This is a genomic window from Thermodesulfatator atlanticus DSM 21156 (assembly GCF_000421585.1).
GTDB classification, from domain to species: Bacteria; Desulfobacterota; Thermodesulfobacteria; order Thermodesulfobacteriales; family Thermodesulfatatoraceae; genus Thermodesulfatator; species Thermodesulfatator atlanticus.
Map to the genome: position 1 here is coordinate 52,941 of NZ_ATXH01000009.1, position 22,403 is coordinate 75,343.

At 45.9% G+C, this 22,403-nt stretch carries 17 protein-coding genes and 1 tRNA gene; 4 read left to right on the forward strand and 14 right to left on the reverse strand.

From position 1 onward, the window contains the following. Window positions 1-2: 2 nt before the first annotated feature. From H528_RS12770 to H528_RS14835, 4 genes are read right to left on the reverse strand one after another with little or no spacing between them, the layout of a single operon-like run. Window positions 3-965 (reverse strand): thiamine biosynthesis protein, encoded by a 963-nt coding sequence (locus tag H528_RS12770; protein WP_022853271.1) that lies wholly within the window; start codon window positions 963-965, stop codon window positions 3-5. Then, the gene (recN, locus tag H528_RS0105160; RefSeq protein WP_022853272.1) at window positions 962-2,581 is read right to left on the reverse strand and encodes a DNA repair protein RecN; all 1,620 of its coding nucleotides are present in this window, start codon (window positions 2,579-2,581) and stop codon (window positions 962-964) included. The genes H528_RS12770 and recN overlap by 4 nt, the downstream gene beginning before the upstream one ends. Continuing rightward, complete coding sequence (locus tag H528_RS0105165) at window positions 2,582-3,604, reverse strand: aspartate-semialdehyde dehydrogenase (RefSeq protein WP_022853273.1); 1,023 nt, start codon at window positions 3,602-3,604, stop codon at window positions 2,582-2,584. Window positions 3,605-3,615: 11 nt separating this feature from the next. Then, window positions 3,616-3,732 carry a hypothetical protein gene (locus tag H528_RS14835; protein ID WP_342664970.1) on the reverse strand — a complete coding sequence of 39 codons (117 nt, stop codon included), beginning with the start codon at window positions 3,730-3,732 and terminating at the stop codon, window positions 3,616-3,618. Window positions 3,733-4,247: 515 nt separating this feature from the next. Between H528_RS14835 and H528_RS0105175 the strand changes: the two genes are divergently transcribed. Then, on the forward strand, window positions 4,248-4,457 hold the full coding sequence (locus tag H528_RS0105175; RefSeq protein ID WP_022853275.1) for a hypothetical protein: 210 nt from the start codon (window positions 4,248-4,250) through the stop codon (window positions 4,455-4,457). A gap of 43 nt (window positions 4,458-4,500) precedes the next feature. After that, window positions 4,501-4,577, forward strand: a tRNA-Arg gene (locus tag H528_RS0105180). A 5-nt stretch (window positions 4,578-4,582) separates the two neighbouring features. Here the strand turns inward: H528_RS0105180 and H528_RS12775 are convergent. From H528_RS12775 to H528_RS12780, 4 genes are all read right to left on the reverse strand, one after another. Further along, entirely contained in the window at window positions 4,583-5,335 is a 753-nt protein-coding gene (locus H528_RS12775) for a hypothetical protein (RefSeq protein ID WP_022853276.1), read from the reverse strand. Further along, window positions 5,305-6,306, reverse strand: coding sequence for an Lcl C-terminal domain-containing protein (locus H528_RS0105190; RefSeq protein WP_022853277.1), 1,002 nt, complete (start codon window positions 6,304-6,306; stop codon window positions 5,305-5,307). The genes H528_RS12775 and H528_RS0105190 overlap by 31 nt, the downstream gene beginning before the upstream one ends. Window positions 6,307-6,488: 182 nt before the next feature. Next, window positions 6,489-7,703 (reverse strand): ammonium transporter, encoded by a 1,215-nt coding sequence (locus tag H528_RS0105195; protein WP_022853278.1) that lies wholly within the window; start codon window positions 7,701-7,703, stop codon window positions 6,489-6,491. Between the two features lie 431 nt (window positions 7,704-8,134). Next, window positions 8,135-9,871, reverse strand: a complete 1,737-nt coding sequence (locus H528_RS12780) for a B12-binding domain-containing radical SAM protein (RefSeq protein WP_084677653.1) — start codon at window positions 9,869-9,871, stop codon at window positions 8,135-8,137. 383 nt (window positions 9,872-10,254) lie between these two features. On the opposite strand from H528_RS12780, the gene H528_RS0105215 reads away from it, so the two are divergent. Further along, entirely contained in the window at window positions 10,255-11,331 is a 1,077-nt protein-coding gene (locus H528_RS0105215) for a mechanosensitive ion channel family protein (RefSeq protein ID WP_022853282.1), read from the forward strand. On the opposite strand, the gene H528_RS0105220 is transcribed toward H528_RS0105215, so the two are convergent. From H528_RS0105220 to H528_RS0105245, 6 genes are all read right to left on the reverse strand, one after another. Beyond that, entirely contained in the window at window positions 11,328-13,238 is a 1,911-nt protein-coding gene (locus H528_RS0105220; protein WP_022853283.1) for a hypothetical protein, read from the reverse strand. The genes H528_RS0105215 and H528_RS0105220 overlap by 4 nt on opposite strands. Before the next feature lie 19 nt (window positions 13,239-13,257). Next, on the reverse strand, window positions 13,258-14,991 hold the full coding sequence (locus tag H528_RS0105225; RefSeq protein ID WP_022853284.1) for a hypothetical protein: 1,734 nt from the start codon (window positions 14,989-14,991) through the stop codon (window positions 13,258-13,260). An 8-nt stretch (window positions 14,992-14,999) separates the two neighbouring features. After that, entirely contained in the window at window positions 15,000-17,615 is a 2,616-nt protein-coding gene (locus tag H528_RS0105230) for a hypothetical protein (protein ID WP_022853285.1), read from the reverse strand. Beyond that, window positions 17,612-18,529, reverse strand: coding sequence for a hypothetical protein (locus tag H528_RS0105235; RefSeq protein WP_157608142.1), 918 nt, complete (start codon window positions 18,527-18,529; stop codon window positions 17,612-17,614). Before H528_RS0105235 ends, H528_RS0105230 begins: the two co-directional genes overlap by 4 nt. Before the next feature lie 65 nt (window positions 18,530-18,594). Beyond that, window positions 18,595-19,989: a hypothetical protein gene (locus H528_RS0105240; RefSeq protein ID WP_022853287.1), complete on the reverse strand. Its 1,395-nt coding sequence runs from the start codon at window positions 19,987-19,989 to the stop codon at window positions 18,595-18,597. Window positions 19,990-19,998: 9 nt separating this feature from the next. After that, window positions 19,999-21,195: a hypothetical protein gene (locus H528_RS0105245; protein WP_022853288.1), complete on the reverse strand. Its 1,197-nt coding sequence runs from the start codon at window positions 21,193-21,195 to the stop codon at window positions 19,999-20,001. Between the two features lie 316 nt (window positions 21,196-21,511). Between H528_RS0105245 and H528_RS12785 the strand changes: the two genes are divergently transcribed. Further along, the gene (locus H528_RS12785) at window positions 21,512-22,234 is read left to right on the forward strand and encodes a metallophosphoesterase family protein (RefSeq protein ID WP_033396290.1); all 723 of its coding nucleotides are present in this window, start codon (window positions 21,512-21,514) and stop codon (window positions 22,232-22,234) included. The last annotated feature ends 169 nt before the right edge of the window (window positions 22,235-22,403 follow it).

Sequence of the window (22,403 nt, forward strand, 5' to 3'; positions counted from 1 at the left end):
TCTTAAACCAGAATAATATTTTCTTCTCCGTTTGAAATTATTCGTACCGCGACATTTTCATTTTTGCGGGCTTTTGGTGCGTATTTTTTTACTAACTTGGCTCCTTCTAAAAGATCGTCTTTGCAAAGTATTAAAAAGATCCCAGTTGGGCCAGGGAAATCGCGCAGTTTAAGTATGGTGTCACCGGGTTCACTAAGTGTTTTAATGCGCTCGTTTTCTTCGGCATCACGCCCTAAAACAAGCCAACTTCCGTGAGGCAGCTCAAAATGCCTGCCAAAGGTGAGTAGCTCTGCTTCTTTGGGAGTTACCTCTTCTTCTTTTTCGAAAAAACGTTTAATTCGCGGCGCAAGGGATGGATCTGTTAAAAGGCACCCCCCAGCAGGAGAAGGAATTTTTTTTAGGCCCAATTCTTTAGCAAGGGCGAGCTGGCGTTTGCGCCCACGACCTGCAATATCAAGTAGTTTTGACCTATCAACAAGCCCTTCACGCTCCGGCTTGGTTTCTTTTAGTTTCAAGGCACAAAGAGGCCTAAGCAAAATATCTTCCACCTGGGCTTGTTTTTCAATGTGGCGTAAAATATTGCGCAACTGACTCATAGGACGTTGTCCAACCACTTCACCGGTTGCCAAAAACTGAGCAGAAACGTGAGGAAGCATCTTTTTGGCATGTTTTAGCATAAGGATCTTGCAATCAATACACGGATTGAACTGTGAACCGTAACCGTGTGGCGGCTTCTTTAACATTGCCAAGTATTCTTTGGTTATGTCCTTTATTATGCCACGGTGAAATCCAAATTCCTCACGGACATAAGTGTCAAATTCTTTTTCTTTTCCTTTCCATTTCCAGCCAAAAAAAGGAGTGATAAAACGCACGGCGTAAACTTCGATACCTTGTAAGGCAAGGATTTTGCCGGCCAAAATGCTATCAAGGCCCTCTGAGAAAAGTAAAAGCGCGCGGGCCTTCATCTTGCAAGAAGCCTCCTAGCCAGCTCAAGGGCGTTTGGCTCACCAAGCATCCGGGCAATTTCTTTAGTTCTTTCCTGGAAATTAAGTTCTTTTATACGGGTTGTTGCTTTTTCGCCTTCTATCTTTTTCTCTACCACAAAATGCTGGTCAGCAAGGGCAGCAAGCTGGGGCAAATGAGTAACGCAAATAACTTGCTGAGCCCGGGCCAGTTCTTTTAAGAGCGTGCCAAGCTTATGAGCCACCATCCCGCCAACTCCAGCGTCAATCTCGTCAAACACAAGGGTCTCTGTAGCCTCTTTTTGGGAGACCGCCGCTTTAATAGCCAGAAAGAAGCGGGAAAGCTCACCCCCTGAGGCCACTTCCCTAAGAGGTCTCAAAGGACTTTGGGGATTTGTCTTCACCAGAAAATCTACCAAATCGATGCCGCTTTTTGATAGTTCCTCTCGGGAAAAATGAATACGAAATCTTGCCCCTTCAAGGGCCAGGTCTTTCAAATAAGAGTTTATTTTGTGAGAAAGAAGCTCGGCTTTTTCTTTTCGTTTTAGGGAAAGCTCTTCTGCCAGGGCTTCTGCTTTGCTGCGTGCGTTTTCTGTTTTTTCTTCAAGCTCTTTCAATTGGTCTTCGCCAGTGGTTAACCGGGCAAGTTCTTTTTTTATTTGTTCGTAATGGGCTAAGACATCTTGAAGGGTAGGGCCATATTTTCTCTTCAGGCGTTTCAATTGATAAAGCCTTTCTTCAAGGGCTTCAAGTTCTCCTTCTTCGGTAGCAAGGTTCCTCAGATAAGAAGTAAGTTCACCCGCAAGGTCTTCTGACTCAAAAACAAGGCTTTCAAGCCTTTTCGCCAAAGGTTCAAGCTCCCTGCTAAACTCAATGGCCTGACTCAGGCTCTTCCTTGCCTGGGAAAAAGCGGCGTATCCGGTTTCAAGTTGGCTGCGTGCATCCTTTACCAGGGATTCCAGGCGGGCAAGATTCTTGAGCACAAAAAGCCTTTCTTCGATTTCTTCGTCTTCTCCTGGTTGAGGGGCTACGTTTTCGATTTCTTTTAGCTGAAAATTTAGAAAGTCTTCTTCTTTTAAAGCGCTACTTATTTTCTCCCGCAGGTGATTTAATGCGTGAGCCAGGTCCTGGTATTCTTTAAAGGCCTTTTGGTACTTTTCCCGCAGGTCAAGAAGCCCGCCAAAGGCATCAAGCAGAAAGAGCCTGGTTTCTGCGGCGTTTATGCTTTGGTACTCGTGCTGTCCGGCAATAATAACCTTGCCCGCTAAAATTTGCCCAAGCATCTGCAGGGTAATAGGTGAGCCGTTTAAGTAAATGCGTGACCTCTCTTTCGTAATAACACGCCTTATGATGATTTCGTCTTCAGGCTCAAGACCTAATTCTTCAAGCTTTGCCGCGGTCTCAGGAGAGTTTTCCCACACGGCTTCGATTATGGCTTGTTTGGCTCCAGGCCTTATGACCTGGGGGCCTCCTCGGGCCCCTGAGGCCAATTTCAGACTTTTTACCAAAAGAGACTTCCCTGCGCCGGTCTCCCCGGTAAATACAACAAAGCCCGGCTCAAATTTGAGTCGGGCTTCTTCGATTAAGACATAGTCTTTTAGTCTTAACTCAAGCAGCATTTAAAGGTATTTTTCTGCAAGAATTTCTGCGATTTGGACGGCGTTGGTAGCAGCTCCTTTGCGCAAGTTATCCGCCACCACCCATAAGTTCAGGCCGTTTTCAATGGATTCGTCTTCACGAATACGACCCACAAAAACTTCGTCGCGTCCGGCAATTTCTATTTGAAGGGGATACTTTTTGTTCTCAGGGTCATCTATCACCACGATGCCAGGGAAGTTTGCCAGAAGTTCACGAGCCTTTTGCGCAGTGATTTTTTCTTTAGTTTCCACGTTTACGGCCTCGGCATGTCCGTAAAATACAGGTACACGCACCGTGGTAGCTGTAACGGCGATAGTTTCGTCTTCCATAATTTTTTTGGTCTCATTTACCATTTTCATTTCTTCTTTGGTGTAGCCATTTTCAAGGAAGACGTCTATGTGGGGCAAGCAATTAAAGGCAATCTGATGTGGAAAGACTTTGGGCTCTGGCATATTTTCTCCCTGACACCAGGCCCTGGTCTGATCCATGAGCTCCTGAATGGCCTTTTGCCCTGCCCCTGAAACAGCCTGGTAAGTAGAAACAACCACCCGTTTTATGGGACTTTCGTCATAAAGGGGCTTAAGTGCTACCACCATTTGGATGGTGGAACAGTTGGGATTGGCGATGATGCCTTTTCTTTTGTATCCAGCCACCGCATGGGGGTTTACCTCAGGAACCACAAGGGGGACTTCAGGGTCCATGCGCCAGGCGCTTGAGTTATCCACCACCACCGCACCATCAGCAGCAAATTTAGGGGCAAACTCAAGGCTTCGTGAGGCCCCAGCGGAAAAAAGGGCAATGTCTATGCCGGCAAAGGATTTTTGTTCAGAAAGCACTTCAACTGTTATGTCTTCGCCTTTGAAAGGGATTTTTACGCCTCGGGAGCGTTCAGAGGCAAAAAGGCGCAATTCCTTTACGGGAAAATCTCTTTCTTCAAGCACTTGAATCATCATTCTTCCTACCGCTCCTGTGGCACCTACTACCGCAACGGTAAATTCTTTCATGATAAGCCTCCTTAAAGGAATCGGTCACACCTGATATGTGATAACTTTTCTTCTAATTCTTTTGGCAATTCATCCCAATATTCTTTTATCTTATAGACTTCGGCACAGCTCTCACACCTGAGAGCCACCCGGCGTCAAGTAAGCACGAGATAAAGAGAGCCTTTACACTTACGACAAATAAGCCCGGTATTTTCGTTATATCTAAGCATAGTTTGTTCTTAGCGGATTTTTCTCAGAAGTATAAAAGAGATAAAAAGTTTGCCAAGTAAAAATGGGCGCGGCGAGCGCGCCCGTTATTAAGATAGAGGAGGTATTAGGGTGTAAAGTCTAACCTATAAATTATAAAAATTTTTTTGATAAAGCAAGGATTTTCTTCATTTATCAAAATTATCACAAAATGAGACCTCTGAAAAATCATCGGGATCAGTGTTGCCAGCACAAGCGCAAGGACCCGTTCCCATTTTTCGGAACGAAAAATGGGAACGATTGCTCGAACGGGCCGTAAGAGAAGGTTTTTTGCAAAGGTTATCAAATTTTTTTGAGTTTTATGATGGGATTGAAGATCTTTTAAAATTTAAATTATATTGCTATTTGCCGAAAAATCTATTATCCAGGCGATAACAAAATTTAAGAGGAGAACTAAATGCAGTGCCAGAGGCTCAAAAAGCTTGCCCGTGACTGGTATCAGAAAGTAAAAGAAGACGCTCTGGCACCGGCTCGGATGATGGAGCTGATAGAAAGGCACGTAAGCCAATGTCCTGTATGTCAAACGGATCCAGATCTTCCAGAAGAAATTGAAAAGATTAGAGAAATTATCAGGGCTCCTCAGCCGGTAGCCACGATAGAAGAGTAGTCTTGCCCTCCGATAAAAAAAGGCTACATTATTTATAGCGTGCGCCCCCGTAGCTCAACAGGATAGAGCAGCGGCCTTCTAAGCCGTTGGTTGGGGGTTCGAGTCCTCCCGGGGGCACCAAGTTGCTATTTCGTTGCTACAATGGTCGTTTTATCAACCCCGGTATTCCCTGTTTTAGGATCGTAGGCGTAAACGATAAATTCGTAGTCTCCTGGTTCGTTGATTTCTATCTCCATGGCATAGCAATTAGTTTTCCCGCAAAAAGAAAGAACTCTTTTTTCTATTTGCAGGCCATTTCTTTTTATAAAAGTTGCTACTTCATAGGCATCAGGGGGCCAGTAGGTTTTCATGTCAACAGGGCAACCACACATTGGAGTTACACTAACAGCCAAACGTATCTTGTTAGGGACAGTCCAAAAAGTATGTGCGGAAGGTTCTGTTACCCGCACCACTAAACCTGGGAAATCAAGAATAATACCGTCGCCTTCTATGTGTTTGCCCGGCACCACCCAGGTAGTCACAGAGGCTTTGGCCGTAGCTTGAGGTTGCCCATAAGGCGCGTAAACGATAATTTCAAGTAATTTGGGCTCATCAATGTCTATTTTGGCTACAAAACAAGCCGTATTTTCATCTGCTAGCTTTATTCCCCTTAACCAGGGCTTTTCCATGATAAGCTTGGTGTCTCCGGTGCTTCCCTTGATCATACCCTTGTCAAGAATCTCACCTGACAAAGCATCTTTAACCACCACCAAGCCGCCACCCATGGAAGTCCCAATAAACTTGGCGTCCTCGGCTTTGGCTCTAATTACTATTTTCGTTTCTATTTTTTTATCTCCTTGTTTAATTTTTAATTTGTTGGATGGCCTCTGGTGGCCCAAACATAAAAATGGCGGTCTTTTTTCATCCCTACTCCCAAGGCCCCTTTTGTTAAATAAAGGGCCCAGGCCCAATTGGGTTCATAAAAACTTGTGGTAGATGACCAGTAAAATTCTCTTACCTTATGAAAAGGATGGCCCTTGGGAAGAGAAGGAGAGTGAGAGCCATAATCAATAAGTGATTCCAGTTCTCTTATGTTGGGTAAGCGCCAGTCACTAAATCCTAGAAAGTTTCCTTTGTTAAGATTTTTAATAAATTCAAGGGCTTCCTGCCAACTTACAAGTCCAGCGAGATCTGCACTTTTAGTCCAGTAAAGACCGGTAAAAAGGTCTTTTAATACCTCTCCGTTAGTCACAAAACGTGGACTTGGTGAGCGCTTGCCATACTGAAACTCTCCGTCCTGGCCAGTTCCTTTACAAGGGATTTCTTTTCCTTGGGTACTGTAGCATTTTCTCTGACCGGTAGCATAAAGAGCCTTATTAATCCCACGAACCGGCCAAACGAGGCGTTCTTCGTCTTTTTTACTGTAAAAAATACGCCCGCCACCAAAATGTATATTCCAGGCATATTGGGGATTTATAACGGCAGTAGTAGAAGTCCAGTACCAACCGTGAAAGACATTTTCAAAGGGCAACTCCGGAGGCAAGGCAGGATTTTTGGCCTCAAAAAAGATCAGACTTTCTAATTCTCGCCGATTAGGGAGCCTCCAGTCACCAAAACCCAGGAAATTTTCTCGGTTAAGCTCAGCGATAACGCCTAAGGCTTCAGACCATGAGACAGGGAACTCGAAAATGTTTGCATTCTTTGTCCAGTAAAGGCCGGTAAGAAGATCCTTTACAATTCTGTCAAAAACTCGAAAACGAGGACTAGCGTCAAGGCCTATCTGATATTCACCGTCCTGACCGGTTCCTTCGCATGGAATGACTTTACCCCGAACATCATAACATTTTGTTTGGCCTGTTTTTATAATCACGACTAGCTCTATCGATTATCATTTAATATAAATTCTAAACAGAAAATGGAGAAAAACAAAGCCTTCTAGCACAATTTTTTAGAGATTTTTGCAAAACGCGAAGGATCCGTTCCCATTTTTTCGTTCCGAAAAATAGGAACGGATCCTGTTTTATTCGGCAAGCGTTATCTCAGAGAGAAAAATTATAAGCTGTAGCCTGTTTCTCCGTGTTCGCTGAGGTCAAGGCCTTGAATCTCGTCTTCACGCTCAGCACGAAGCTTACAAAAGGCATCAACCACTTTAAGTAGTACGTAGCTTACCACAAAGCAGTAAATCACCGAGACTGTAGCCCCAAGAACCTGGATCAAAAACTGGTGGACGTTTCCGAATATTAAACCATCTGCGCCACCAGGGTTAGCTGCCACAGAGCAAAAAATTCCCGTAGCAACTGCGCCAAAAAAGCCGCCTACTCCGTGGATACCTACGACGTCTAAGGCGTCGTCATAGCCTAAACGGCTCTTGGCAAGTACTGCCAGATAGCAAACTAGGCCAGCCAAAATCCCGATTACCACGCCTGCCCAAACTGGCACAAAACCAGCAGCAGGGGTAATGGCAACCAAACCCGCTACGGCACCTGAAGCCGCACCAAGCGTAGTAGGTTTCCCTTGATAGACCCACTCAGTCAAAGCCCAGGAAAATGCCGCGGCACCAGCAGCAAGCTGTGTGTTCATAAAGGCTAGCACGGCAATTTTGTCTGCTGCAAGGGCGCTTCCAGCGTTAAAACCGAACCAACCAAACCAAAGAATAGCAGCTCCTAAAACCGTGAGGGGAAGGTTGTGGGGATGAAAGGCTTCGCGTCCATAGCCGATACGCCTTCCTACCACCAGGGCCGTAGCCAAGGCAGAGGCACCAGATGCAATGTGAATAACGGTTCCTCCGGCAAAGTCTAAAGCTCCCAGGCTACCAAGCCATCCGCCGCCCCATACCCAGTGGCAAAGGGGTAAATAAACAAATGTCACCCACAAAGTTGTAAAGATTAAGAAGCTTGAAAAACGCATCCGTTCAGCAAAAGCTCCGGTGATAAGCGCCGGGGTAATGATGGCGAACATGAGCTGGAAGGCCGCAAAAAGAAGATGCGGAATGTTGTCTGCCGGAGGTCCTGGATCGAGCCCTACCCCTTTTAAAAAGAGATAAGAAAGGTCTCCTATTATACCTGCGTGGTCGTTGCCAAAGGCTAAACTGTAGCCATAGACAAACCATATTAGACTCACCAGCCCTAAGCAAATGAAGCATTGCATGATGATGGAGAGAACATTTTTGCGCCGCACAAGCCCACCGTAAAAAAGTCCAAGCCCCGGGGTCATAAACATTACCAGGGCCGAGGCTAACATCATAAAAGCAGTATCAGCAGCATTCATAAAAATACCTCCTACAAATTTTTTGTTTTCTGTTTAAGCAATACACATGCCATGCTGCAGAACTCCTGAAATGCAAATAAATTCCTATTAGATGAAAAAATATCTTACATTTTTGTAAAAAATTAGGTGCTGGCAAATTTTCTTGCTTTTAACAAATTACAAAAATGTAAATTTAACCGGCTCACATGAGTTCAAGGACGGCTCTAGCCCTTCTTGAATTTGAATATCATAAGGAATCTCATTTCGTTTTTCTTATTTTCAGGCGGGCTAAGCTTTTCGTGAAGATTTCTTTTTTGTTAGGCCTGATATTGCTTCGCGTACTTAAGCGCTCGTAATGACGCGCAGGGACGCTTGCCATAGTAAAAAGGCGACTTTTACAAATTTTGCTTGGCCTTTTGCCGCTAAGAAAATCTTGCGAAACAAAAATTTTTTTAGCTGCGGTTTTGTAAGGCCTGCCAGCGCACAAGGCACTGGTGCATGCGGACTTTGTCCCCCAGGGCCTCGTAGCAGGCGGCTGCCCGGGCAAGGGCATCTGGTGATTCCGGAAAAGGCAAAAGATGCTCAAGGGCCTCTTTAAACTTTCCAAGCTGCATCAGATTTACTGCCAGGCATACGTGTAACTGTTCGCTTTGAGGATAATGCTTAAGTCCTTCTTCAAGTACAGCTATCGACTCTTCAAAAAGGCGCTTTTGCTGAAGGATAATGCCCAGGCCAAGGTAGGCATGGTGGTCTGGATAGTAACTCAAGGCCTTACGGAAAAGCTTTTCTGCCAGTTCTTCGCGTCTGGGGATGTCTTTTTCCGCAAGCTCACCGTAGCGCAAAGTCATGGCAAGGCGCGTTAAAAAATCGGCATGATAGGGATAGAGTTCTTTTTTGTCCACCAGCGCAAGGGTCTCTATAAAGCGTGGCAGATTTTTCTGGAAGGCCTGGTGCAGTTTTTGCCCAAAGCGCTTTACTTTCTCAGCGGAAAGATCGGGATCTGTTTCGTAATACATGATGTCCTCAATGCGCTTTAGCCAAATATCATCATTTGCTCCGGTGCGCTTTTTAAAATCATCATAAAGGGCTGTACCTGGATAAATATCAAGGATGTAGCAGAGCATGCTTAGGGGTTTGATTTGTTTCATGAGGTCAATGCTTGCTTGAATGGTCTTGCGGCTCTCACCAGGGCAGCCGTAAATAAAATAGGCCCTTGGGAGAATTCCGTAAGACCGACAGAGCTCAAAGGCCTTTTTTATGCTTTCTTTGGAAAGTTTCTTGTTAAGGACTTTGTTTCTTATTTTGTCTGAACCGCTCTCCACACCAAAGCTTATTTGCAAACACCCTGCGCGTCTAAGCCAATAAACTATTTCTTCATCAAGGCAATCCACCCGTGAGATGGCCTGCCAGGTTATGTTTAGCCTTCTTTTCAAGATTTCTTCACAAATGCGGATTACCCGTTCCTTGTCAAGGGTAAAGGTGTCGTCAGAGACATAGAAGAAATTTACGCCCTTGCGGTAGAGGCGCTCTAACTGCTCTACAAAATATGCTGGAGAATGAAACCTCACCTTGCGTTTCCAAAACCTTGGGGAGCCGCAAAAAACACAATTCCACGGGCATCCACGCGAAGAAATAACATGTTGAAAGGTGAAATAGCGCGCAGGGTCAGGCAAGGTGTCTATATTCGGACAAAAATCGGCAGTTGTTAAAAGGTGTGGCTTTCCGTTAACACGGGTGGCAATCCCCGGAATTTTAGCAAGGGATGACGAAGGCTCTTGAGCAGCAAGCCCTTCAACCAGGGAAAGAAAAGCGCTTTCGCCTTCTCCCACGATCACGTAATCAATCTCTGGAAAGTGGGTAAGGAGGTGTTCCCAGAGAAAAGTGGCCCCTAAGCCTCCGAAAACAATGGGGACATCTGGAAGAGCTTCCTTGGCCACTTTGGCAAGGTCAATGCCTCCCCAGCGGTTGGCGTTAAAGATAGAAAAGCCAATAAGATCAGGGCGCTTTTGGCGAAAATATTCTCGCGCCTTGAGAAGATCTTTGAAGTTATACCAGTTAAGAATTTCTACCTCGTGGCCTTTTTCCTTTAGGACTGCGGCGAGATAGTAAAGCCCTATGGGAAGGGGCTTAACGTCGTAATCTTTTGGGCGTTCATTTAAAAAATACGGGTAAACAAAAAGTATTTTCATCTCTTTGGGATCAATTTTTGGTATAAGCAATCATGAGACCTTTGCAAAATCATCGGGATCAGTGTTGCCGGTACAAGCGTAAGGGATCCGTTCCCATTTTTCGGAACGAAAAAGAGGAACGGATCCTCTAACGGGCCTTAAGAGAAGGTATTTTGCAAAGGTCTCAATCATGATCAATAAACTTCAGGGATAAGTCTTTAAGTTTTTTCATGAAGGATTATAACGTAATCCTTCTCTCATTGTCATCTTGGGCATTTTCTGCTTTTTCGTCCTGGGCCCCAGGCGAAGAATCCACAGATGGAATCCGCAGGCGAAGCATCCATTGCGATTGTTAAGTTTTGAATGGTTGCACCTAAACGCCAAAGACCTTATAGTCAGGTCCTATGAATATTGAGAGCTTACGAGAGGCCTGGGCCCAAATTATTGCTCACAAATGGCTTGGCGCGCTTTTGGTAATCTTTCTTTATCTCATCCTGGCCAAGATAGTTGATCTTATTTTCGTGAAGGGATTAAAACGCCTGGCCTCACTTACTAAGATTACTTTTGATGATGCCATTTTACGCTTTTTGCATTGGCCGGTAGTTTTAAACGTGGCCCTTTTGGGGCTTGCCCACGCAACCTATATCTTAAATCTTGGCTCGCGCTTCGAGTTTATTGTCCAAAACCTGATTAAGACCATCATTTGTCTTATCTGGACAGTAACCGCTTTTAGGTTTGTCAGATGGCTCACCAAACGCAAAGGGTATTTTGCCGAGCGTTTTGGGCATCTTGGTGCCGATATCCTGGTACTTCTTAAAAACATCGCCTACGTAATCATTTTTGTTACTGCCTCTTTTATCATCTTAAGCATCTGGAACGTAAACATAACGCCTCTTCTTGCCTCGGCGGGTATTGTTGGTGTGGCGGTAGCTCTTGCTGCGCGGGAGACCCTTGCCAACTTTTTTGGGGGCATTTCGCTATTTCTTGACCGAACCTACAAGGTGGGTGATTACATCATCCTTGATTCTGGTGAGCGAGGCGAAGTGATTGACGTAGGTATTCGTTCAACCCGCATTCGCACCCGAGACGACATCATCATCACCATCCCTAACTCCATTATGGCAAATTCAAAGATAATAAACGAAAGTGCCCCTGAGCCCCGTTTTAGATTGCGGGTGCCGGTGGGAGTGGCCTATGGTTCAGACCTTGAAAAAGTAGAAAAAGTCCTTCTAGAGCTTGTTAAGGCTGCTCCTCACGTAGAAAAATTCCCAGAGCCCAGGGTGCGTTACCGCAACTTTGGTGATTCTTCGATAAATTTGGAACTTCTTTGCTGGGTGGATGATCCCAGGCACAAAGGCCCTGCCATGCATCACCTTATCAAACGTATCCACGAGCGCTTTTCCGAAGAAGGCATCACCATCCCCTTTCCCCAGCGCGACGTGCATCTTTATCCTGCGGAAGAATCGCCCAAAGAAAACTAGATTTTTTCGAGCATTTCTTTGGCCGGGGCACAAAAGATATAATCGCCTTGAACTTCTTGCCAGTTACCCGTGAGGCGGCCAAGTTTTTTGTGGTAAAAGATGGTGCGGTATTCCACACGCTCATTTTCCCTGTCGTGGTAAATAACCGTCTGGGCCAAGGGTTCACCTTGGGTTACCGAAATCTTTAAAGGAGCATGGTCAACAAAGGTTTTTCCGAAACGCCGATAACGTAATTCCACCACCACACGGCTGATCCCAAGGCTTTTAAGCTCTTCGATATCAGCTTCGGCCTCGATTACTCTAGGGCGAACCGGTGCGGCAAGGGTCACGGCCATGATGTCTCCAGGGGCCCATTTGGGCTCACGGGGAAAAAGATAGCCACCGCGTAAGCTCCACTGCACGGCATACCGGAAGATAGGGCCTTCTTCTGGAAGCTTTCCAAGGCTTGCAAAAGTGAGCGTGGCCGTTTGGCCGTGTTCTTCGAGATATTTGCGGTCAATGGTGATCTGGTCTTCAAAAGGCGGATGGCCTGGTCTTGGAACCTGGACTAGCACCGTGGCGTAATTGACCATCTTCTTGAAGATGTCATAGGCCTCGTTGTCAATCACAAAACGAATTTCGCGTCTTTTGAAGAAGGGATCGTCAAGGTTTACCTCTGCCACCAGGCGGGGGTCATTTTTGAATTTTTTGTACCAGGTTGCTACGTTTCCGGTCATGAGATGAGAATCATAGCGAGCACTTACTTTGCGCAAATCAATCGTTACGCGCCCTTTACGCCTGATATCTTTGGCCTGCAAAATATAGGCCTTATAGCCTCGCACTTTTTTAGCTGTTTTGCGCTGTTCTTCAGAAAGTTCTATTTTTTCTGGTTCAGTCTTTTCTCCTAGGGCCTCAGCCATAGTGCGTTGCATGTTGAAAAACTCCTCAAGGACTATCTTATGAAGCCCCATTTCCACTATCTCTTTGTCTGCCTCAGGCATCTGGTCTATCTCAATCTTTACCACCCCGTTGCTGCTTAAGAAGTCGATAAAATGCTGCTTTTCGGTTTCGGTAATGTAAGTATGGGAACTGCGATTAAAGATGTTGTACCACTTCGGGTCCCAGTATCTTTTCTTGTTGACTTGCCTTTTGTACATCAAATCCTGGCGGATTTGGTGGTAGCGATCATAGTCTATGGTCACTTTGGCACGATAAGCGGGAATTTTGGTAAGGTAACGTAGTTCAAACTCTACTGAGATTTGAGAAGTGGGAAGCTCAAGGCTTTTTTCTAAAAGAGTTGCTCCGTAGGCGCTAAGCCTTGCAGCTACTGCTACTTTTTGCCCTTCCATAACCGGGGCTTTGCCGCTGGTAATGATGTGTGAAGTAAAGCCTTTGTCTTCAAAAATGGCCGAGATAACGCGAAAGCTATTCCCTTCTGCGGTGTTTTCAAGCGGTACCGCGCCTTTGAGCACAGCCCCTTTAACGCGGGCCTTGAATTTGCGTTCGAGTTCCTTTTTTTGTTCGGGACTTAAGCCAAATTCCACTAAAAAGTGAAGCACGGCGCCTTCAACGCCGCCTTGTTCTTTGCTTTTATCTGATACAAACTTGATTAGCGAAAACTGGGGCACCCCTCGGGCATCCCGGGCAATATGGGGGCTTGTGGGGAGATAATACCAGTTGCGGGAAATGACATTGGGATCTACTGTTGCTGCCGGATAGCAGCGCACCACCGTGCCGTCACTTAACGTAATGTCCACGTATTTTCCGTAGCGAACCCCTAGGGTTTCTTTAACTTCCTTTTGGGAGGGGATAACCACCTGGTTTGGAATGTTAAACTTGGGTGGGAATTTAAGTTGAAATGGCCCTGCATAACTTATCCCGGCTATCAACCAAAATAAAAGGCTCAAAAATGCTAATTTGTTTCTCATAATGCCTCCTGAAAAGTTGTTATTCTGGGGGGCTGAGAAAAAGATAGCCCTCTTCAAGTGTTTGCCAGTCTTTTTTTATGCGCTGGCCGTCGCTATAAAACCAGGAAACCTGATATTCCAGGGTGGCCTTTGGATCCAAAAACAGAATGAATTCGCTTAGGGATTCTCCATCAGAGGCCTTGAGCACTGCCAGTCGTTTGATGACTTTTTGGCCAAATAGCTTGTAGCGTACCATGATCACTGCTGCGCGCACCCCAAAGTCTTCAAAGGCAAGGCGGTCGGCGTCAACCGTAAGGTCAAAGCGCTTAAGAGGTGGGGCTAGTGTGATGATGGGGGCATCGGTTTCCTGCCACGTAGATTCAAATTGGTGATGGCCTTTTAAATCCCAGGAAGTTTTATAGGCGTATTTGAGCCAGCCGGCATCTTTTTGGCCAAGCCTTGCGTAGCGCCAGCTTTTAGAAAACTTCCCTTGGCGAAGGTCTTCCCTGGTGAAAATGAGCTCTCCAGTGGCTTCTTCATGGTTGGGATAGGTCTTTTTCAGGGTGACACTGGCAAAGTTAATAAGACTTTCAAAGGCCTGGACAAAGTCTCCATCAATCCGAAAAAAGACCTCTCTTTTTTGAAAAGCAGGGTCAGCGAGATTTACCACCTTAAATAATCTGGCATCTTCGTGATAAACCGCGTAAAAACCAGAGAGATTTCCAGCGGTGTCGTAAGGGACTTTGATAACCGTGCGCCGGGTAAGGTTTATGCTAAAGACCCCTCGACTTATGTCCTTGCGTTCTTTTAGGACAAATTGGTTGTCGGTGTAGTATTTTTGGTTGCCGGTGCTGGTAAAAAGTCGTGCCAGCCAGCCCTTTTTTTGGCGTCCTTTTATCTGGCCAGCTTCAACGGCCTTTTCCTTGGCAGGAACCGCAGTAAAGCCCGTGCGTTGGTCAAAGATCAAATCGGTCAGTTTTTGGCTGAGCAGATCAACTAGGCTTTGAATAGCGCGGTTTCCGGCGTCTCCTGGCAGGCGTTCAAGAACTTCCACTTTGATGACCCCGGTGCGTACCAGTTCATCGGTTATGCGTCTGATTTGGTCCCTGGTGTAATCTTCCTGGATGTTTTTCACCTTGGAGAAGTGTTCGTAAACCGTGCTGATGTCCGCATACACGTGGGCTTTGATAGAGGGCAGGAGAGCCTCGTAATAGGCCCTTATGCTTACCGAAACATCTGAGGTTGGGCTTTTTAAAGAATTCCAGAGAAGGGTGGCTCCGTGTTGATCAAGCACCGCGGCGATGGCTGCCTGAGAACCTGGTGTTAAAGGGGCGCGACCGCTTGAAATTATACTTCTGGTAAAACCTTTGTCACTAAGTGTCCCTGAAATAACCTTGAAACTTCCTTCTTTGGCCTGAAGAAGGGGAAGAGGCCCTACTATTTCTGCCCCTGAGCGAATTTTGGCAAACTCCTTGCGCAGGTCTTCGAGTTCATCAGGCGGAAGGGTAAGGGTTACCAGCATATGTAAAAGTCCACCGCTGGTGTCTCCTTTGGGGTCCACAAACTTAACCATGACAAAGGCCGGAAGACCATCTGGGGTCAGGGCGATGCGTGGGGTTTTTGGCAGGTAGTAATAGGCTTTGGGATTATAGGCATCCTGAAGCAATAGCACCCCCTTTAGCTCAATGGGTGGTGCTTCATAATTCACCAAGGCCAGGGCTTTGGCCAGGAAGAGGAAAACAGTAAGTAAGCTCAGGGTTAAAGCCTTTTTCATATCGCCTCCTAGTTTTCAGGAAGTTCGTCCCAATAGATGATGCTTCCTTTTAAAGGGAAGGGCCCGGTGGCTATTTCTTCACCGCCTTTTAGGTGCCAGGAAATCAAGACCAAAGGGGGATCGCCTTGGCGCGGAACCGGGACGTTTACGATCTTGCCAGAGGCCTTCCCGGTGTTTTTAAGGGTAACCTGGGTGGAAATTTCATGCCCATTCACTTTGGAAACAAAGGTAACCACCGCATGCCTTACACCTTTGGCGCCAAGTCTTTCACTTTCGCCTTCGATAGTGACAGGCAAGTAGCGAAAAGGTGGCGTAATGGTAATGGCTGCCGAAGAAGACTCGCGCCAGTTTTCTGCTATTTCGACACCGCCTTTTAAATGCCACACCACCCGGTATTGATACTTCAACCATGCTTCCCGATCGTGGTCTTCTTTCCAGCCATAACGCAGGAAAAAGGCGTTTCCCTGGGAGTCAAAAAGCTCAGGGGTGATAACTACCTCGTCGGTGGAAACATCTCCAAATTGGTGGTGTTTACGAAGTTCAACGGTTACCGCGTTCACGTAGTTTGCGAATTCGTCACTGTCCTGACCATCGATGGTTACTAGGATATTGCGCTGTTTAAATACCGGATCATCAAGAAGAATTGCCCTAAAGATGCGTTTGTCATGGCCGTAGCGCTGGTAAAGCCCGCCGATATTGACACTCATGACCTGGTATTGGCGCTCGATACGGTAACGCTTAAGGCTGTAGTAGAAGTATCCGGATTGTTTAATATGGCGCATACGATAGGCGGCAATCAGGCTTATGCCCGGGGTCTTTTTCTTTTTTGCTTGTGGTGTTGCTTTATGAGTGCCGGTTTGTTTGCCTTGAGCGGGCTTATTGGGTTTGCCATTATCAGCAGCAGGCGCTGGGGGATTGTTATTGTTCCCGCTTCCGCCGCCGTTTGTGCGGTTGTTTTGATTCTGATTAGGCTGGGAGCCTGGAGTTGGCTTATTAGGCTTATTAGGCTTCTCTGGTTTGTCTGGCTTCTCTGGTTTGTCTGGTTTCTTTTTGGGTTTTCCCGGGCAACTACAGGCTAACAACACCGAAAGACAACGCTTGGGGTTTTTCCCCTTGTCCATGCAACGGGCAAATCGTCGCTGGCACTTTTGACTGGGAGTGTTTACGCAGCGTAATAGATAAAGATACCGATTTTGTAATATTTGGGTTCGTTTCTTCCAGTTTTTTTTCTTCTGGGCCATGCACTTATCCCAGCGCTTTATGCAATAGTCTAGGCTGCGCTTTTCAAGGCAACGTAAAAAGCTTCGCGTACAGCGCGAGACGTCTTTGGTAACTGTTTGTTTCTCGTTTTTTACCCACCGATTACAACGATATTTTTCAAGAAGAGGACAGGCCCGTACTAGATTTTTGTCTTTCACTATTTGGGTACAAACCGAAGTAAGTTCATTACAAAGGTTGTCGTAAGGAGACAAAAACTTGTTGGGGCTGGGAGGAGAGCTGGTTTTTTGCTGATTTTGTTTGATTTGTTTGGCAATTTTAATAAGATCTTGGCGAAAATTATTGGTGAGGGCGTCAAAAATTGCAAAAATGCCCTGAAAAACAGAGGCTACGCTGGAATGAGATCCGGCGTGGGCCTCCGGGCACCAGGCCCAGAAAGAATGCCAAAAAGAGTTAATTTCAAAGTATTTTTTCCAGAAAGAAACTTTGTCTAGCTTTTTAGTCTTGAGGATGAATTCCAGGGCCTTGTTAAGGTTGCTGTAGCTATCTTCTTTTATTATCTGTTTGACGATGTTTTGGTCTTCTACGGGTTCAAACATTATTTCCAGAAGTTTTTGCTGAACACTTGCAAGGAGTTTTTCACTGGGGGCGTCGGTGCCTTTCATGATGATTTTTATAGCTCCGGTGCGCCGCAGTTCCTGAAAGAGAAGGTCGACATCTGCCCCAAACCAGAGGTAACGAAAACCGGCCTGCACCCGATGATTTTGAAAAACTTTGGACCAATCTATGATTACTTCTGCCTCAAAGGGTTTACGGTAGCCGGCAAACTCCATTTCAAACACAAGCGAAACATCAGAGGTGTCCATCTTGAAGTTTTCCCAAAGAAGCTCAGCACCTTCTTTGGTCAGGGAAAAAGAGACTGCTGTTTTTTGGCCTTCCATGAGCGGGGCTTTTCCTAAGGCCACGGTTTTCACCCAGCGCTTATTTTCTTTGGCAAAAGCCGTGACAATGACATAGGTTCCCCGCCTGAAGGCAACTGGGCCGACAATTTTAGCCCCAGGCACTTTTGTCTGAAGGTCAGATTCGGCTTCTTGCAGCGTATCTTTGTCCACTCCGTAAGTGGCCAGAAAATGGACAAGCCCGCCGCCTTCGGTTTCTTTGGTGCCAGCTTTTTCAGCTTCTTTTAGGCGGGCATATTTCATAAAGGAAAACTGCGGGCGACCATTTTTCTCAGCGATCTTGGGATTTGCAGGTACGTAATAAAAAGAAAGGGGATCATCTAGGGCGGGGTAACAATAAAGTGCGCCGCATTTTTGGACGCCATCTAGATAAATCTCCTGGGCATGCAAGCAGGTGCCCACAAATAAAAAACACCAAAAGATCAGGAATAAGCGCTTAATATTCATGGGGCCTCCTCTGAGGATTTCACATTACGGTAAAGGGTTATATCCAGGGCAAATTCACCTTTCTTTTCCTGCCAGGGGCCAATTTTTTGCGTCCCATCATCAAACACCCTAAGAACCCGGTAGCGATACGGGCGGTTTAGCTCGTGAGCCAGAGGGAAGATGACTTGTTGGCGAAAAGGGGTGTTTTCATCAAAACGAACTTTTTTGATCAGGATTTTTCCGTTTACCGGAAATCCGATTTCTACAAAAGTGGCGTATAAGTGCGGAAGAGTCTCTTCCACAAAGTCAAGGCAAAGGATATCAAGCTGGGTGTAAGCCCTTTCAAGGCGCCCTCCCAGGTCGTAAAGCCTGAAGTTTGCGGGATTTTTTTGCCGGTCCATGTTTAAAGGTAGGGTCCAAACCCAGGTCAGGCTGGCTGGGAGGGTTCTCCCTTTTTCTTGGCGCACTCCTTTTGCTTTTTCCTCAATTACAAGGCTTAGCAGTACCTGGCCTTTTTGCGCTGCTTTCCAAAGAAGGGCACCTAAATAATCCTCAAGAGGAATGACTATTTTTTGAGGGCGCCAGCGCGTATCCCAGGTTTTTGCGTAGGTAAGGTCCCCGAAAAGTATTTTGACTTTGGCCTGGCTGATAGGAAGGGAAAGGAATTTGGCCTCACAAAAATACTTTTTAGCTATTAATTTTTTTAGGTTTTTGCGGGCTTCTTCTGGCCAAGCGCGTTCAAAATCAAGGGTCAAAATAACTTTTTGCCAAAATTTATCCCGATCCCCGGTGGCCTTGCGTCCATGATAGGCAAAAACTTCCAAGGCATAAGAGGGTTTTTCGTTAACATATTTGAGCTTTGGAGGAGGTGGGGCAAGGTACCATAAACAGGATTTTTCCTTGTCCTGGTAAGCGCGTAAGGGACCGCTTTCCAAAAAGACTGAAAAATTAGGCTCAGACTTAGCGGAGACAGCCCAAAAACAAAGAAGTATCCCCAAAATTAGAGCTCGTTTTCCGAAGATAAAACCTCCTCTAGCTGCTTTTTTCCGGTGATCTGGGTGGTTAAGTCAGCCTTTTGCCAGTCTTTTTGTCTGAACTGAGCTCCGTCTTGGGTCACCAAAAAGATGCGGTATTCGTAGGTAAGGGAAGGCTCGTGGAGATAAAGAAGCACTTCCTGGCGGGTGTTTTCCGGCGAGAATTCAAGGATTTTATTTGTTTCTTCGCTTGTGGAAGAAAGGGCCTTGCTGCGGATTTCTACCATCACTTTGTAAAGATTTAGAGTCTCAAAGACGTTGGGGATAACTTCCCATACGAGCTTGGTGGTGGGAGCAAGCGACACACCACGGCGCACTTCCTGCTCTATCTTCGCAAGACAGGGTTTACACGTGGTATCAAGGCTCATATCAAACCAGACCAGCAAAAGCTTATGCCCCAAAATCTTTTCAGGTGGAGGAAGTTTAAAGGCTACTTTTTTACGGGGTCTTAAATGGCCTTTAATGCCCCGGCAATATTTTTCCAGGCTGCCGTTTTTGAGACGATATGAACAAAGGGCACGGAGTTTAATGGGAAAATAAGTGACATTAGTGATGTAGACGTCTTTTTGATGGGCAAGCCAGTCTTCAAGTCCTATCAATTTAGGGCCTGCAAAATTAGAAAAACTGATTTCAAGGGGGACAGGGAGTTCCTTATCGTCAATTTTAATGATCATCTCCCCTGCAAGCCCTTCTTCTCCTAGCTGGGTAAGAACCTCTTCGACTTCTTCAGGGGTAAGCAACATTCCCAGACGAATAGGTTTTCTAAAATGAGAACCAACGATGACAAACAAACGCTCTTTGGAAAGAGAAATGCCTGAGGCAAGGGAATCAAGATCAACCTTGGCACCCAAGGCTGGAAGGGCTTTGATCCTTATTTCTGTGCCAGGGGGTGGCTTCAAGCCTGCACGCAAAAGATACTTTAGTAGCTTGGTATCTCCTGGGTTAAACGGCGCTACCAGGTCAAGATTAAGAGTTACGGCAGGTTCTCCTGGCACAGCCTGGTAATTGTACTGGACCCCTAGGTGATAGCCTTTTTCGTCGCAAAGCAACAAAAAGGCCCTTGGTACATAATAAAAAACGTTGGTAGCAGTTTTGTCCTGGATCACAAAATGCGGATCAAAGCCCACGGTGTTGGTAAGGTCTGTGAGAAGCTTTTCGTCTTCTAAAATATCTGCCAAATCAAGCACCCGGCTGGGATCTGGGCCTGTGGGGCTTACGTCTTTTTGAGGGGTTATGGGTTTTATGTTTTTTAGAGCCAGGGGTTTGAAAATGGGTTTAACCTGGAAATTAGCTGCTAAAAGAGAGGTTTTTAACGAGAGTGAAGCGATAAGAACTATCAAAACCTTGAAGAATTTATGCACTTGGGCCTCCTATCTGGTGGTGAGACGGGGAGCCACCCAGACCGCCCAATCTTGGGCTGACGTGCGCCAAGCATTTACATAAAGGATAAGGGCAATGGGTTTGCCAGCGTAACGTGAAAGGTCAACATCAACGTGCACATAGCGATCAGGAGAAACATAGCGTGCAAAGACTCTGGTTTTGCGGTTCTGGTCATCCTTGACATAGACCTTGAATAGGGCACCATCTGAGGCCTTAGCTCCTTTTAAAAAGCCAACTACCGCTTTGAAATGAACCCCTTTGCCAAGCAAGAGCACCGGATATTCCCCTGAGATCCAGCCCCTTGGTTCCCAGGCAGGATGTGTTTCAAGAAGCTTTATGGCGCGGTTGCCCGTGGAGAGATAGCCGTTTGCAATAGGGCGTGCAAAGCCGCGGCGGTCGTTATTTTTACCAGGGTAGGGAAGGTCCCCGTAACGACTGCGCCATTTGGCTTTGTGCGCGTTGGCGAAGAAATCATATCGGGTAACGAAGGTTGTGATTACCTTTTTGGGCGGCTCTTTTGCCGGGGGAGTCTTGGGCGCAACCCCTTTAAAAGGAGGCTGAGGAACCTTTATTAAAGGCGGTTTTGCTTCGGGTTGCTCAGGGCTCGTTTGTTCGGCAGAAGGTTCTTCTTCAGCAAGAGTAATGGCTTCTTCCTGTGGAGGTGTTCCCCAATCGCGCACCAAGGCGAGATAGTATTCTCCAAAACGATTATCCGGTTCTCCAGAGGGGTATAAATAAACCCTTATTTGATCGGTCTTAACCGGCGCATAGTCAGTTGTTTCAGGTTCAACGTAATAAACGTTTAGCTGAATAAAGCCTTGCTTGGCGGCAAGCGGAAGCCTATCCACCACAAAGTCAGAAAGCGGAGCTCCTGCACGCAAAACTTCCCCGGTAATATATACTTCTTCAGGGTTGGCTACTTTTTTGAAAGAAACCTCAAGGACTAAATGATCGGGTTCTTCTTTTATGACTTTAACGCTGGCTATTTTGCCCCTTTTTCCCTTTTTGAATTCTTCGATTTTTTCTTCGAGAACTTCTTTGGCTGTGCTACCTACCTCTTCGGTAAGGGTTTCTAAAAATCCCTTTTCTTCCTGCTTGGTGGGTGTCTCTTCGGTCTCCTGAGCATTTGCCAAAGGTGAATAAAAAAACATTAAACAGAAAACAAAAAAGATTTGCTTAATTTTCATGCCGCCCCCTAAATAACTGGATTATTGAGACCTTTGCAAAATTGCCGGGAAAGGATCCTGTACAGGCCTTAAGAAAAGGTATTTTGCAAAAGTCTCCCTTATGTCCAGGTTAAGGTTTTGACAAAATCCATTTCAAGATACGAATTTTTTCTATTTTTTAAAAAATCTTGGAAAATCTAGCTTTTAAGGCGTTTTTTATCCTTTTTTGGAGTTATGCAAAAATGATTACAAGTTCCTGTCACAGAATTGCTACAACGAGGACATAAGCACGTAAAAAACAACCATTATTTTGCTAAAAAAACAGGAGGAACCTGCGATGTTTAAACTCGCCCATATTTCTGATCTTCACGTCACCGGGTACAATTACATGAAAAACTGGGGGGAAAACCTGATATATCTTTTGGAAGACTTAAAACCTGATTACGTGGTGGTAACCGGCGACCTTACTGATGACGGCTATCTCTACGAATACGAAATGGCCAAATATTATTTCGACAAAATCAAATATCCCCTGATAGTGGTGCCAGGCAATCATGATGCGCGTAATGAAGGCTATCAAATATTTGAGAAGGTCTTTGGCAGCAGGTTCCCATACTTCGAAAACGATAAAGTTGCCTTTTTGGGAATAGATTCCACCGAGCCTGATATAGACGACGGCCATGTTGGCCGAGAAAACTACGACCTTATTCGCGAAAAAATGCGCGGCACCAACAAGTATAAGATCCTTTGTCTCCATCACCATCTTCTTCCCATTCCTTTCACCGGACGCGAAAGAAATATCCCTTGCGATGCCGGGGACGTGCTCAAAATCTGTATTGAAGAAGGGGTAAACTGTGTGCTTTCAGGGCACAAGCACTATCCCTGGGTCTGGCGTCTTGAAAATACGTTTTTCATTACCGCAGGGACAGCCACCTCGCGCAGGCTAAAGGGCTACTCTTATCCCTCTTTTAATGTGCTTGAAATACATGAAACCCATATTGACTTAAGCATTGTCAACGTGCACGAGAAAAAAATCCAGGAAAGAAAAAGACTAGCCTAAAAATCCCAGGCCCCCTTGTTAAATTTAAAGGGCGCAAGCTGGCGTTGTGCTGGGTCGATCCCGTTTCCCGCTCCTTTATACTGCTTGGCTAAATGTGTTTGCTAAAATTGAAGCGCGCACAATGACACGTAAAAAGAGACCTTTGCACAATTGTCGGGATCGGTGTTGC

What these genes read in the sequence shown, in the direction of transcription:
- H528_RS12770 (WP_022853271.1), bottom strand. Translation starts at nt 965, where the DNA reads ATGAAGGCCCGCGCGCTTTTACTTTTCTCAGAGGGCCTTGATAGCATT.
- recN (WP_022853272.1), bottom strand. Translation starts at nt 2,581, where the DNA reads ATGCTGCTTGAGTTAAGACTAAAAGACTATGTCTTAATCGAAGAAGCC.
- H528_RS0105165 (WP_022853273.1), bottom strand. Translation starts at nt 3,604, where the DNA reads ATGAAAGAATTTACCGTTGCGGTAGTAGGTGCCACAGGAGCGGTAGGA.
- H528_RS0105175 (WP_022853275.1), top strand. Translation starts at nt 4,248, where the DNA reads ATGCAGTGCCAGAGGCTCAAAAAGCTTGCCCGTGACTGGTATCAGAAA.
- H528_RS0105195 (WP_022853278.1), bottom strand. Translation starts at nt 7,703, where the DNA reads ATGAATGCTGCTGATACTGCTTTTATGATGTTAGCCTCGGCCCTGGTA.
- H528_RS12780 (WP_084677653.1), bottom strand. Translation starts at nt 9,871, where the DNA reads ATGAAAATACTTTTTGTTTACCCGTATTTTTTAAATGAACGCCCAAAA.
- H528_RS0105215 (WP_022853282.1), top strand. Translation starts at nt 10,255, where the DNA reads ATGAATATTGAGAGCTTACGAGAGGCCTGGGCCCAAATTATTGCTCAC.
- H528_RS0105220 (WP_022853283.1), bottom strand. Translation starts at nt 13,238, where the DNA reads ATGAGAAACAAATTAGCATTTTTGAGCCTTTTATTTTGGTTGATAGCC.
- H528_RS0105225 (WP_022853284.1), bottom strand. Translation starts at nt 14,991, where the DNA reads ATGAAAAAGGCTTTAACCCTGAGCTTACTTACTGTTTTCCTCTTCCTG.
- H528_RS0105230 (WP_022853285.1), bottom strand. Translation starts at nt 17,615, where the DNA reads ATGAATATTAAGCGCTTATTCCTGATCTTTTGGTGTTTTTTATTTGTG.
- H528_RS0105245 (WP_022853288.1), bottom strand. Translation starts at nt 21,195, where the DNA reads ATGAAAATTAAGCAAATCTTTTTTGTTTTCTGTTTAATGTTTTTTTAT.
- H528_RS12785 (WP_033396290.1), top strand. Translation starts at nt 21,512, where the DNA reads ATGTTTAAACTCGCCCATATTTCTGATCTTCACGTCACCGGGTACAAT.